Here is a 14,122-nt window from a genome sequence, read left to right on the forward strand (position 1 = left end):
TATATGTTCTCATATTGTCGCTCATGATATACTCCTTTTTAATTATTTTTTCAATTACTTAGAGTATATCATGAGCGACAGCTAATGTGTTCTCAATCTATTTCTAAAAATGTGTCCGGTAGTGAGATAATTAAAGAGGCTCTGAACCACACAAAAAGGGTTTGCGGAGATATCCACGGGAATGAAAGACCGGCCAGAAATAATTCCCCCCCAATTGCCCCACATTAATACTGTAATAAACTTTGATCCCCGCTGTCAAGATTAGGGGTCAGGTATAACTCCAGTCAGCTTGATTTTGTTTTATCTATGGCCTCGATCAGATTCCCGGTGTTCATCAGAATGGCTTTGGTTATAAACAGGGATAAAATCAACGGGTCCATTTTTTTTCTCTTTATACTTGAAAAGTTAGTTAGTATATTGTAAAATTAAGAAAGACTATATGGATTGTTTAATAAACAGATAATATAAGCTTTTATAAGGATTGCTAAAATGTTATATGACAGTTGTGAGAAAGACGACAGCTCAACCTCGACCCTGATTATGTGCGAGACCTGTGGCTGCACCTTTAATCTGCTGGATAAGTTTTTGCCATCCCTGAAGGATCTTACCTGCGGCCAATGTGATACCAAGGGGAATTTTAAGGTCGTCCACGATCCGGAAGGCCGTCAGTAGGTCACGGATAAAAGAAGTTAATCAGTAAAAGCGAGAAGCTATCATTTATCAGTCGAGAGCTGATAGCTGGTAGATGTCTTACCGGCCACACTCTCCTGGCTCCTGACTCCTGGCTCCTTTTTCCTCAGTGCATCGTGAGGTTCTCTGATGGTATTATTGATGGGATTATCTGCCGGGCAGATGGCCTCAAGCTTTTGATAAACCCGGTTTAAGAAAGCCTCGATAATCCACTCATTCAGGCGGTTATTGATGTTGTCGGAACAAAACTTCTGGAGAAAATTGAAAAGGTCCTGTTTACTGTGCTGGTCCATTGCCATTTCCTCCTGATTTTTCTGTTATCTTCCTGTCGAGTTGCCGGATAGCTCCAAGGCACAGGCTGATTACAGCCTTGAGTGAGAGATAGGGTTTGCCCTCCTGATCATAGAGGATTTTTCCGCTCACCTTATCCCTGCTGAGCAGCCACTCCGGCAGGCTGTTGTCATCGATAATTTCCATCCCTGTTCGTGGGTCGAATACACCGCTTGGCCTGATGGCTTTGATTATTTCAAGGTCATCAACCGGGATGATTTCACCGTTCTCACCCCTATGGTCGAGGAAGAAAAAATCAGCCACATTATGCCAATCATCAGCGTAAGCATCGTCCCAGGCCGCAGTTGATTTTCCCAGATCCTGCACCTTATGGTCCTGCGGGCCAAAGAGGCCGGAGCGGATGTTATATTGGCGAAGGTTCTGGGACGTCTTGTCATACAGGGAAAGCGTAATGGCAGGCTCAAGGTCATTGCTGTCACCGTCAACCTCCACCGCTGCCCCATTGACCGCTCCGGCCCAGTCACCGCAGGACAGGGAGCCCTGGCGTTTTGCCGTCAGGCGAAGATCACGAAACCGCGCGTCAGGATCACCCCACCAGGCCCCATTGAGGCCGACATAACAATCGACGGCATTATTGACATCAGGTTTAATCAGAAACCTGTTGCCGTCTGTATCCCCGCCGATTTCAACCGCGTAGCTTGTACCGGCAAATTTGAGCCGTCCAGGGTCCGTATCGCTTCCGCTCAGGGTGATATCTCCGCCGCCGGAAACAGTTACCCCGCCGGTTGAGCTGACCTTGATAATCAGTGTCCCTGCTGACTGGTCCCACCTGATCCCCTTACCTGCGGTAAAATCACCGATAGTTACATCGCCCTGATCAACTCCGGAATAAACAGCCTGAAATCTCATCTGACCGCTGGTATTATAGCCGGTCATACTGGTGTGATTGATCAGCAGGCCGCCATCGGTTGCAGGATTATCACTGGTTTTTATGATCCCGGAGGTATAGATCTGATATTCACACTCTTTGATCTTGCCGGATGAAAATTCCGGTGCCGAGCCATTGGTCAGGATCTTGAAAACATCGCCAAGCACGCTGCTGTGACCGATCAGGCCATTAGGGTCAAGGACCACGGAGTTGCTGCCGCTGAACGCTTTCAGCCGTGAGAAGGCAGAATCAAGCTCAATGCCGGTTTTCGAGATCTTGGTGGCTGAAATATTCCATCCGGCAATACTGCCCTCCCCGGTGCTGATCCTGCCCTTGACTTCAAACACTCCCGCTGACTGGTCCCACTTTGCTCCAGCATCCTGGGCATAGTTTCCCAGGGTAACATCACCCTGATCAGCACCTCCATAGATGGCCTGAAATCTCACCTGCCCCGAGGGACTATAGCAGGTAAGCTGCATATTGGTGGCCAAAAGGCCGCCATTCACTGCCGGGTTGTTGCTGGTGGCCAGGGTTCCGCCGCTGCCGATCAGGACTGTGCCGGTGATCTGGTTGGCCCGCAGGGCCGTTGAACCGGCTGCATCAGGCGGTCCCTGATAGATGGGCGAATATCCGCGTTCAGCGCAGGCTTGCGAAACCTCGGTCTCAGGGGCCGAGAGGTCATCCCAGTCATCGAGGGTATCGGAAAACCTGGTGCATTCGACATCGACCCATAAACCCTCATGGATGGTCATCTTGGTGATCAGGCATGTGTAGGCGACTCCTTCGGCTCCGAAATTGGCGGGATTAATGGTTATCATATCTCCCGGCTCAAGGGACAGTATCCTGCTGTGGGCAGTGAAGGTAATTTCCCTGTCCTTCAGGAGTATTCGCTGCAGGGCAAGCTGAGCGCATTTTCGGGCTTTGACCGCATCCAGGATCCATTCCGCCTCAATGGTGGTGTCAGAGCAATTTTCGGCAGTGCTCTTGACCGCTACCAGGGTTTTATTGAGCTGGTCAACCGGCTCGGCAGGGACCTGCCAGGTCACATAGCCGCTGTCCTTGCGCTTCTGGGTGAAGGTCCGCTTAACCTGAAAGGATCCCGGCTTGACCATATCCTCTTCAATCGCCATCTGGCTTGCCGTGGTCAGGACTTTGAACCCGATTTTATCCCGGTACAGGGGGATCATGCCGGTTACAGAAAAGAGCTTGGAAATGAGTTTTTCCCTCGGCATCCGGTACCACAGCCCGATGTTCAGATCAAGCCCTCTGGCCGCAAATGTGGCGGCGGCCTCAAGCCGTGAGACATCGTCGATTTCGCCGGGCAGGATGCCCCAGTCCTCAAGTATCCATGTGGCAATGTCAGCCGGGTTGGTCGTGCCCGCAAGATCGCTGCGGGAGAACCTGAGGGGCAGATCGTAGATCTGCTTGCCCGCAATGCCCCAGAATCCATTGGCATCGTTACTGCCGTCGTTATTGGCATCATCGCACAGGAGCTGAACCACCCGGTAGCCTGCCCCGTCTGCACCCGCCACTGAATCCTGCTTGAAGGTATAGTCCGTGGACAGATAGGTCGTCTTGAAGTTGACCTCCTGCGGAGTCCTTGCCCGGTCGATGGTGTAGCTTTTGTCTGCCGGGCCAAGCAGATAGTGGTCCGTGCTCACCCGGACCAGATTGGAAGTCAGACTGCCGCTGGCCTCAGAAAGCCTGACCGTGGTCAGGCCAAGGTTAAAGGAGCTGTTCTCCACCCAGCAGGCCAGATTGCCGTCAACTCCGCAGTGGGCAAGAACAAACTGCCCGGGGGTGAAAAGTGCGGTCTGGTCACCGGCTGTGGTGAAGGTGGCTGCATCCACAAAGATGGCCTCCCGCATGCTGCTGATCCACCGGACCGGAAAAAAGGGTGTGCCAAAGACAAGGGGCACACAGACATTGTCATTTTTCATGATATCGGACGGAAACAAATCGCTTATCAGGGGCAGGTTCGGGTAATCGCCCTCAAGGTTGATCGTGAACCGGTCCTGGCACTCTAAAGTTAAAACCTGATCGACCGCCCAGGCTGAAACCACCCGCAGCCGCCAGGCCATAAGCTCGGCCTCCAGGCCGTTCGCCTCACCTGCCAGCCGAATGGTTATTGATGCATCTTCGAAGGCGCTTGGGCCGAGTCCGCCAATCGTGTTGCCCGAAAAGCTGACTGTAATGGTGACCCGTGCGGGCGGAATGACCCCAAGCTCAAGGCTGCCCATAGCAATGACCAAGGGGCTGAATGACATGATTTTCGGGCTGTAATTGTGGCCGCCGAAGGATTTCCCTTCGGTAGACCAGTAGTAATCAACCGTGCCGTCATTATCCCGATCGACTTCAAACAGCCAGGATACCTTTTTGACCGAGGCGTTCAGGATTTCCAATTGCGGAGGTGTGAGACCTGTTCTCATAATTCCGGTTTCCTCCCTGCAATGGAGAGCAAAAGATTAGCCAGACCATAGTTTTTGTAATTTTGCAGGAATGACTCCCATCGGCAGTCAAACCTGACTACATAGACATGGCTGTCATACTGGACAGGTGGAGCCCACCAGAACGTCCTGGCTGTCCCGCACCCCTTGGCCGGGTCATGGTAAAAATCAAAGAGCGTGCTGTGATCAGGCTCGCTCAAATACCGCCATTGCAGCTTGACCCAGAATCTCGATTGATCGGATAATATTATCCGCTCCTCGTATCTCCCCAGGCCCTGGTGAATTTCAATATCCTTCTCACCCGAAATGACCAGGACTTCTTGCGGGTCCACTGACAGGGTGGACTCGAAATCAGGATTAACGTCGGTCAAAAAATCATACATGCTCATGATTGACATCGCTTCACCTGCCTGATAGAAGCGGCCCCGCTTATAGTGCGCAGCTTGCTACAACCTGCCGCAGCCTGAGAGCGAATGCCGCATTGTTATATGTGGAGTGCTGAGTTAGTAAAAAGTTAATGCGGAGTGAATCCCTAATTCTTTTTCCTATCCTTCTGTATTTTTTAACCTCAGTATACCACTCGTTTCATAACTGCTGGGAAATGAACGGCTTTGCAGGGGAATGTTCTGTTTTTTACTCTTGACATGGTCTTATATACTGCGAAACAGATGAATATTGAACTTTTATTCAGTTAACAATTCCCCTCGATGGGGCATGCTATTTTGCCTTCAAGATTGGTATCTGTGAAGGGGGAGTGTGCGGTCTGATCGCCCATAATGTCTGTTACCATAATGGGGCAGCCGGGTGCCATTACTGCCGAAATTAAGAAAGGCAGGTATATTTATTACCATTGTACGGGAAATAAAGGTATTGAATACTTTTTCGATTTCACTTCCATATTCTTTAATTCCGACTTCATCCTTTTGGTAAATGAATAATCCGCGGTTAATGCAGCTCTGTAAACGTTTCAACTTTGAGTATATTGGCGAGAGAGCCAATAGGCGAGAGGCTGGCCATTTGCTGAGGATCATGATTCTCCTGACCATGAGAAAGATACCATTGAGCAGAGCCTCATCTTCTCTAGCCTGCTGATGCCGGTACACGACAAGGTCATAGCTGAGCTTGTCTTCCTACTTATCGACTGTCTGGTCCCGGTCTTCCTCGCCCTATTTTCTTGCGCACACTCTCTAGCTTCTCCTCAATGCTGGCATCCATAAGGCTTACAGAATGTTATCCATTCTTGTAAGGGATCACATATGGCTTCTCAGATTCCCGGTGAATGATGGCGTCTACGCCATAAACGGTTTTTATGTTTTCTCTGGTCATGACCCGCTCTGGTTTACCCGAGTCATGAATATAACCATCCTTCAAAAAGATAACAGTATCGGAAAACTGCGATGCAAGATTCAGATCATGAATGGTAATAATTACAGATATACCATCTCTCTTTGATATTTCCTTGAGGCAAGCGAACACTTCCAGTTGGTGTTTTAGGTCGAGGTTACTGGTAGGCTCATCTAAAAGGAATAATTTAGGCTCCTGAGCCAATGCTCGTGCAATCAAGACCTTTTGTCTTTCACCTCCACTGAGCTGGTTATAACTTTTTAACATAAGATGACTTAGTCTCATGGAGGAAATGATTTTTGAGACAATCTCCAAATCCCTTGTCCCTGCTCTCCAGCCAATATACGGCCTTCGGCCAAGGAGCACCGAATCAAATACCATAATGGGAAATGAACCCGAGATATTTTGCGGGACATAAGCGATTATCTGTGCTCTTTGTCTTGATTTCATTTTTCGTAAATCGATGCTATCGAAAAAAATAGTACCCCGAGATCTGAGAATCATATTCATACACTTTAAGAGGGTGCTCTTGCCTGAACCGTTTGGACCGGCAATGCTTACGATTTCTCCTTTTTCAGCAGTGAAGGAAATGCCTTTTAATATGCATTCCTTTCCATAGCTGAAACTCAAATCCTTTACTCTTAGGCTCATAAACGAAGTTTTCCTCTCTTCTATTCTCAGCCCCAATAGTTTTCCCGATTTATCATCATCAGATAGATAAACATGGGTACGCCGACAAAGGATACTACGATGCCTATCGGAATAATCATTGGCGAGACGATGGTTCTGCCAAAGATATCTGCCAAGGTAAGGATGATCGCTCCGGTGATGCATGAACCTACAAGGAGGAATCGATGATCTCCTCCGATTACCAATCTGGTTAAATGCGGTGCTACAAGGCCAACGAATCCAATGATGCCGGTAAAACTGATAATTGTTGCCGTGACCAGAGAGGAAAGTATCAGGCAAATGGTTCTGATTCTTGATGTATTGATACCAAGCGTTGCCGCTCCTTCATCACCTGCTGCAATCATAGCATTAAGGTCCCAGGAGAACCGCGTCAGAATAGGGATACAGGTAAGCACCACGCACGCCGCAATCAGGATTTCATCCCATTTGCTTCTGCTCAGGCTCCCAAAAGTCCAGTTGACCATAGCGGTAAGTTCCTGTTCAGAAGCAAAAAACTGAAGCACAGAGGTCAGGGCACTAAAAAAATACATGAGGACAATACCTGCCAGGATAAGAGCCTCAGCGGAGTTACCTCTCTTGCTGGCAAGGGCGAAAACAAGAAGTGTACACAGAAGAGAGAAGATAAACGCAACGATAATAGCCGTGAATTTTCCCGGGCCCATAAGGCTCAGGTTAAACATGATAGCTATGGATGCACCTAAAGCTGCTGCCGACGATATGCCAAGGGTAAAAGGGCTAACCAGCGGGTTTCTGGTAACAGCCTGCATCACGGTACCGGATGCGGCCAGCCCTGCCCCGGCAACTACTCCCATAATGACTCTGGGGAGTCTTAAATGCCAGATAACCGGATAATAGAGAGGATCTTTCGGCAGAGAGGCTATAAACCTTGCCGTGATGGTCCAGAGTACCTCTTTCAGGCCAAGGTCAGCCGTACCAACGGCTACAGAAATCATCATCAGGAAGAACAGGATACAGAACTCTCCAGCAATGTATTTCAGCTTTCTTTGCGCAAATTTTGAATATATTGTCCTTACATGGGCAGGCTTGGTTTCCATGACCTTCCTCATTTCTCTGTTCTTAATTGATAGCGCACTATCGTTTGTCTTTTCCGGTTTGCTCGGAAACTGCAGGATAAAGATACACACCCTGAAATCTCAGGTTTTGATATTCTTCAAAATATTCCTTGAGAAAAGAAAGGGGTTCCATGTCTTTAAAAAGATCGGGATAGAGCACCTTAGCCAGAAAGATAGGCCCGAATTTTTTCCGGGCACCTCCAGTGACATCCCAGCTTATGATATATACCTGGTTGTTCCTTACCGCTTCCGTAGCGGCAAGCTCCGGTCTTCTCATAAGCTCGTTGCGAAGGCGCTCGAATTCAGCGGTGTTTTTCAAAAAATATCCCCCCTTGACTCCCTTGAAGATTACCTGCGGGTTTTTTACTGCCACATCTTCAGGGTCTGCCTCAAACTCAATGGCAGGACTTTCCGGGTAAAGATCAAGGCCCCCTGCGGCTCTGATTATGCCGGGGATGCCTGCACCATAACCGGCACCGCCGTAGGTTTTGTAATCATTACCTTCAAAATAGACCCGCTTTCGCCTTTCGGGGGGGAGGCTCCTTATCCGGCTGTCTATCAGCCTGTATTGTGCTCTGAAGAATTCAAGGTATTGGTTGGCCTTGTTCTCAAGACCTAACATCGATCCCAAGATCTTTACCTCATTGAAGTAATCCTCCACCCGGTAGAAGTCCAAACCAACCACCGGGATATCAAAGGGTTTCAGCTTTTGCTGAATCTCGTCAGGAAGAGGAGGATAAGAGGAGAGCATAATGACAACATCCGGCTTTAACTGGGCAATTTTTTCATAGTTGGGCTGTTTGCATGAGCCGACAAGGGGCCGATCCGCCAACTCCGGATACAGCCCCTTGTCAACCTCCTCTTTGGTCGTTTTGTCCAGGCCGATGATCCGTTCTATAGCACCCAGGGCTTTCATTTCTTCCGCAGGATTTTTCCACAGTACCACGACAGTTTTTACCGGATAAGGCACCCTTACGGATCGGTCGGCTGAATCCCGGATAGTAATGATTCTTCGGACCATTAAACTATCCTGTGCATATCTAATATGCCAATTCGTGAAACTCCCCCAAAATAGCCAGGCTATAATGAAGACAAAAATAAGCGCAAATACCAAGTTTTGATTCCTCATTCTCTTTCTCATGAGTACAAATCACCTTTCTCTTTGGGCTCTTTTGGGGGTGAAATTACAAACTCTCTTCTCTCCCCGTGAGAGAGTCTTAAAATTTCGTTGCCAGCATTCCGAAAACGGTTCTGCCGGGTGCTTTTGAATATTGATAATATTCTTCGTCAAAAATATTGTTCACGGAAACCGAGGCATTATAGTTCTTCAGGAAATCGACTCCAAGTTTTACATCGGTGACAAAATTAACCTTATCCATTGCTCCATATACATTCCAATTTTTGGTAGTATGCTCATTGGTCCCATAGATCCTGGAAACATAGCGGGTATTAAGAGAAGCTGAAAAGGGCGATAGACGAAAATCCAAACCAGCGTTAAACATCTGATCCGGGACATACCGGGGGCTCTTGCCCACAATTTTCGGATATTCCTTGTTCTCCGTTATTTCCGCATCTATATAGGTGTAATTGAGGAACCCCTTGAGATAGTCAGTAAGCTTCTGACATAATTCAAACTCTACACCCCGTGTTTCAGTTTTGCCGAAATTGTCCCGTTGAGCAAACTTGACGTTGTTAGGATCTTTCCATGTCCGGGAATCGATATAATCGGTGCTGTAGTTTTCAAAATAGGTAAGATTCATTATAGTATGATCGCTAAAAATCCGCTGCTCTACCCCCAGTTCCCAGGACCAGGTAATTTCAGGATCCAGGTCAGGATTGGGTAAATAGGTTGTATCGGCCATTGTCAAGGGCTGATAAAGCTCAAAAAAATTCGGCACCCTGAAGGCTTTCCCAGCGGAGAGCTTAAGTGTGGTGTCCTGAAGTGCCTGGTAAACGACCGCCAGCTTCGGGCTGAAGGCATCCTGGTCGTCAGCTTTCAAATGCGTTTTCTCTTTAGCGGTCTTTCTGGTGGCTTCAGAGCTCCACTGGTCGTATCGGCTCGCCAGGTACAGATCCACCTTATCAAAAAGATTGACATCACCTTGAAGATAGAGTCCATATCTTTTACTCTCGGGACATATTGTTTCGGTCATCGTGGTTATTGAGTCAAGATATCTCCAGTTTTCCGCCGCATACTTTTTGAAATCACCCTTATCATAGCGGTAGTTGATTCCCCCCGTAAGGAGGATATTTTTTAAAACCCGGTAGTTTGTCTGCACTTCACCCTGCCAGATTTTACTGGGTGATTCAGAAAAACTGCCTGGCCCGCCATTTTCCGTGGCCGTGGAGGATGGATAGATAACCTTTTCGTAATTATAGTCTGTCAACCCGAGGCTCAGTTTAAGATCCAGATCTGGAGTAAATTTATAAGCATATTCTGTACTATAGATGCCGGTGCCCTTTGCTCCGTTAAAATTGAGATAACTTGCCGAAGTGAGATTAAGATAAACTGGTGCCCCATTTTCTTCAAAGGAGACCAGCCCCGATCGGACCTCCTTCCCATTTTTGTCCCGCAAATAAGATGCGGACTTACATGGTTCAACTTCATATTCACTGAAGAGCAGGTTCAATTTTAAATCAGATGCATCGGAGATATCCCATCCAAGATTGAGGGTGAAGGTATTTTCATCCCAATGAGATTCACCCTTATGCCCAACTTCATAGGCATATGCGGTGGATTCATATTGGCGCACTTTTCGGGCACCGGTAACGGCTGTTGCTGTAGATGGATCAGCCGGCGGTTTGGCAGGTTTGGCAACATAGTAGTCCGTTACATAATTATTCGTCTTTTTCTTATCAAAGGCAAAAAAGATATTGAGATTATCGTTCAGGCGATTTGCTCCACTCAGGTGGACCTTATAGGTTTGATTGTCCCCATATCCAGTTTTAGCCGTCACTTCGAGTTTATCGGGACACTTGGTGATGATATTGACAACTCCTCCTACCGCATCTCCTCCATAAACGGCAGAAAATGGACCTCGCACAACTTCAATACGATCAACTACATCAACCGGGATAGCTGTCCAGTGAACCAGGGCGAGTGAATAGAGGCTGGGACTGATCGGCTGGCCATTAACCATGATCAAAGTTCTCATATGACCATGAAAGCCCCGTAAATTGACCACCGGCCAGGGAGTTGCGATTCCCTTGCCTTCATAGGAATAAACCCCTGGTATAGATTCCAGGACCTCGTTCAGATTGACATAATTTTCCCTCAGTAGATCTTCCTTTTTGATGACACTTACACTTGCCGGAGCCAGGGTAACGCTTTTTTCGGTCTTGGTAGCAGTAATTGATATCGGTTCCAGTTCTATCACCTTCTTTTGCTCCTGTGCCACAGTCAAGGAAATGTTAGAGAGCAATATAGCAATAATCCCAAAAAATAAGAACGATCTTTTCGTACGTTTCATCACGATTAATCTCCCTCTCTTTTCTGGCCAAACTAATGTTTTATCTCATACCCTATCTCTGTCAATAACCCTATTCTCAAAGCCTGCCTGCCGCATCAAACCTGCACAACTGGTATTGGAGATAGAGCAACACTGTAATTCTTTCCTTCTTTGGGACCGATAATCCCCTGATCTTACCTTCGGGTGATACGCTTTCAGCTAAATCAACAAGGTCATAACCATTACCTGTGCCGATGTCAAGGATACTCATCCCGGATTTGAGTTGAAGAAAGGAAATGATCTTACGAACCGTATGGCGAAAGGCGGCTCCCGCAGCATCCAAAAGCTCTGGGTAATCGGTGTCTTTTGTCTCATAGAGCGACTCCGCCGGTTTATCGTGCTCATTCATGATCTCTATCTCCTCATTTCTAGTGCACCAATAATTACTGGTGATAGAGAAGCCGAAAAACCCCGCTTATTGACGAAAATGAGCCACAATATCCCACTAAGAAAAAGAAATCCGCCGGTTATGAAGGCAAGTTGCTGGGGAGACACAATGCTTAAACTCCAACTGCAAGCCATCATGGCTAAGCTCATCGTTGTATAGGTGAATACCTTATCGACTGAAAAGATCCTTCCTCGGAAATGATCATCCACTAAATACATGATGAGGGCGTCATAAAAAGTCAGAAAGAATGCTCTTGAAAAATAAGCAATGGTCAGAATAAAAAGTGATAAAAAGAGAATATTGATGTGACTGAAAGCCATGATAAACACTCCCTCAACCAGCACTGCCAAGCCAATCAGAATGAAATAGTTAGGATTTATTAACCTCTCAGAGATTTTTTTGGCCATGATCCCACCGACAAAGATACCGATCCCAAAACTCGCATAGAATGCACTGATTCCTGAATCTCCGGCCTGAAAAACCTTTGCTCCGAAAACGCCCAGCAGCATATACAGAGCACCGGAGCCGATAAATCTTGTGACATTGAACAGGAGAAGGGAATGCACTCTCGGATTATTTTTCAGGTAAGATATCCCCCTCTTCACATCCTCCCAGTAATTGAGGACAAGCTCACTCAATTTGCGGCAGTGGCTGGATAAAACAACCCTCTGGCCATCCTGTATGCCCAGGAGTAGCGATCCTGAAACAATGAAGGTCAAAGAGTCGAATAGAAATGAAATATTCCTGCCATTGATTTTCAGGAAATAGGCTGCTGAAATGGAACCACACGCAAGGCAAAATCCACTGGTCAGCGTAAACAGGGAATTAGCGCTGATCAGGTTATCCTGACTAATGACAGAGCTGACCAGAAGCAGCCGGGAAGCGGAATAAAATATGCTTATCACCGAAATAAGCGCGGTTAAGGTATAAACAAGCCATATCCTGTTGGCTGTATGGATGGCAAGAAAACCCAGGGTTAACAAGGCACGGGTAAAATCAGCGCCGATCATTAATTTTCGGGTATCATATCTGTCGATGAGTAAACCGGCCATAGGAGTTACAAATAGAAGAGGAACGACTCCCAGTAAAAGTATTACTGCCATCTCTATGCCGGTACCTGTCAGGCTGATCACCAGGGCAAGGACACTGACCTCCCGGAAGCAATCCCCTATGGAACTGCATAGCATTCCAAGCCACAAAGCGCGCAATGGCTTATTTGTCCTCAGAAGATTACCATAGCTCATAAAATTAACATGCATGAACAGCGGGGCATTCTGCGGGTCTTTCTCTGAGGTCAATGCTCTTGAATTTGAACCAGGCATGGGCCGGGCATACGGATATGCAATAATCCCTCTGAGAACAGCGCGCGCACTCTTCACAGATGTCGAAAACAGTTCTCCATTCCTGCATAACGGGTGAGAACCGCCATATTTCTCCTATATCGCCCTGACGCACGTTTCCGGCACAAAAATCTGGTACAACCAGGGCACAGGGGTACACATATCCAAATGAATCGATATGAAGAAAACATGTTCCGGCCCGACAGGTAAGAGGCAGGTCGCAGGGGATTTCGCTGTTCTCTCCCATTGAATACTCTGGAGATATACCGATAATCTTTGTCCCTGCAATCTCATCCATTATCATATCCATGATATAACGCTTATGGGAAATTTTGTGGGCGATATATTTCATCTCGTCGATACTCAGGTTGATCCCGTTTCGAGCGGCTGCGCCAACGGCAACAGAAGGGGTAATTCTGATAAAATCAGTATTCAAAGTATAAGCTAAATCAATCACTTCTTCAATATCCTCAAAGTTATTCAGCACTTCGGATTCTTTCCAAATCACCATATTGATGCCGCAATGCATATTCAGTGATTTTGCCTTGGCGAGTGCTTCTTTTATCAATCTTACCGGATTGATACCCGAAGGAATACCACGAAAGTAGCGGTCAACCGCCGCGGAGGAAGAGCTTAGAGAGAATTGAATCGTATTAATGCCGGATTCCTTGAAGAGCCCAGCATTTTTCACAAAATTTGTCCCATTGGTATCCAAAGCGATGAGAGGTTGTTCTGCGGAGCAATGAGCAGTATATCGGGTGATAAAGCCGGCTATGGCAGCGGTTTTTTCAGGAGTCAGCCCCGGTTCTCCACCCACAAGGTACCAACTGAGGTTTCCCATATTGATCAAAGGCTTGAGGACCTTGTCTGCGATATCTTCCGTGCTCATTTCAGGCTGTAGAGGTCTGGACTCGTAATCGGCACAACACCATTTACAGCTAAAATTACATACCTTATTGACATCTAAAGAAACACTTGGAGGGGTAATAATGCCTTCTCCATATTTTTCCGCATTGGATAAAACAATATCAGTATCAAAAAAACATCTGAGGGGGAGTTTTTGCTGAAAAACCTGATTGATAAACGGATCATCCGTTTTTATTGGAGGAAGGGGATCGAGCCCAGGAGACCTGATAGCGGATTCCAGGAGAGGGTAGTTTCTCACATCATCTTGAGATATCTTTCTGATCTGTTTTATCAGGTTCAGATATTTCGATAATTCCTCACTGTTGATGTTCCAAATCCCCATACCTCCCAGGGTGTCAAAAACATTGTAAGTTCCATCTTTCAGTTTGATAATCATCATAGTGTCACCTTTAAAAACTTGAGGAACTGCCTGGAAAAATCAAATCTTCTCGCGGGCAGTTCTCGTACTTGCGAAAGACCATGGACAATGGTATTATTTCAATATAAAGTTGAATA

Annotated in this window: 11 protein-coding genes; 1 reads left to right on the forward strand and 10 read right to left on the reverse strand. The window is 47.0% G+C overall.

Going from position 1 to position 14,122, the window contains the following annotated elements; genetic code table 11:
* The first annotated feature begins 489 nt into the window (after window positions 1-489).
* Window positions 490-672: a hypothetical protein gene (locus AB1611_11025; protein ID MEW6380122.1), complete on the forward strand. Its 183-nt coding sequence runs from the start codon at window positions 490-492 to the stop codon at window positions 670-672.
* A 41-nt stretch (window positions 673-713) separates the two neighbouring features.
* Here AB1611_11025 and AB1611_11030 read toward each other — a convergent pair whose 3' ends face one another.
* From AB1611_11030 to AB1611_11075, 10 genes are all read right to left on the reverse strand, one after another.
* Entirely contained in the window at window positions 714-983 is a 270-nt protein-coding gene (locus AB1611_11030) for a hypothetical protein (protein ID MEW6380123.1), read from the reverse strand.
* Window positions 967-4,338, reverse strand: coding sequence for a phage tail protein (locus AB1611_11035; GenBank protein ID MEW6380124.1), 3,372 nt, complete (start codon window positions 4,336-4,338; stop codon window positions 967-969). Before AB1611_11035 ends, AB1611_11030 begins: the two co-directional genes overlap by 17 nt.
* Window positions 4,335-4,745, reverse strand: coding sequence for a hypothetical protein (locus tag AB1611_11040; GenBank protein MEW6380125.1), 411 nt, complete (start codon window positions 4,743-4,745; stop codon window positions 4,335-4,337). The genes AB1611_11035 and AB1611_11040 overlap by 4 nt, the downstream gene beginning before the upstream one ends.
* Window positions 4,746-5,586: 841 nt before the next feature.
* The gene (locus AB1611_11045; GenBank protein ID MEW6380126.1) at window positions 5,587-6,351 is read right to left on the reverse strand and encodes an ABC transporter ATP-binding protein; all 765 of its coding nucleotides are present in this window, start codon (window positions 6,349-6,351) and stop codon (window positions 5,587-5,589) included.
* A gap of 26 nt (window positions 6,352-6,377) precedes the next feature.
* Window positions 6,378-7,445 (reverse strand): iron ABC transporter permease, encoded by a 1,068-nt coding sequence (locus AB1611_11050; protein ID MEW6380127.1) that lies wholly within the window; start codon window positions 7,443-7,445, stop codon window positions 6,378-6,380.
* A 37-nt stretch (window positions 7,446-7,482) separates the two neighbouring features.
* Window positions 7,483-8,484 (reverse strand): ABC transporter substrate-binding protein, encoded by a 1,002-nt coding sequence (locus tag AB1611_11055; GenBank protein MEW6380128.1) that lies wholly within the window; start codon window positions 8,482-8,484, stop codon window positions 7,483-7,485.
* Window positions 8,485-8,680: 196 nt separating this feature from the next.
* Window positions 8,681-10,840 carry a TonB-dependent receptor gene (locus AB1611_11060; GenBank protein MEW6380129.1) on the reverse strand — a complete coding sequence of 720 codons (2,160 nt, stop codon included), beginning with the start codon at window positions 10,838-10,840 and terminating at the stop codon, window positions 8,681-8,683.
* 169 nt (window positions 10,841-11,009) lie between these two features.
* Window positions 11,010-11,321 (reverse strand): hypothetical protein, encoded by a 312-nt coding sequence (locus AB1611_11065; protein ID MEW6380130.1) that lies wholly within the window; start codon window positions 11,319-11,321, stop codon window positions 11,010-11,012.
* 5 nt (window positions 11,322-11,326) lie between these two features.
* On the reverse strand, window positions 11,327-12,682 hold the full coding sequence (locus AB1611_11070) for an MFS transporter (protein MEW6380131.1): 1,356 nt from the start codon (window positions 12,680-12,682) through the stop codon (window positions 11,327-11,329).
* Window positions 12,609-14,006 carry a radical SAM protein gene (locus AB1611_11075; GenBank protein MEW6380132.1) on the reverse strand — a complete coding sequence of 466 codons (1,398 nt, stop codon included), beginning with the start codon at window positions 14,004-14,006 and terminating at the stop codon, window positions 12,609-12,611. Before AB1611_11075 ends, AB1611_11070 begins: the two co-directional genes overlap by 74 nt.
* Window positions 14,007-14,122 lie beyond the last annotated feature (116 nt).

This window comes from bacterium (genome assembly GCA_040755755.1).
Classification (GTDB): domain Bacteria; phylum SZUA-182; class SZUA-182; order DTGQ01; family DTGQ01; genus DTGQ01.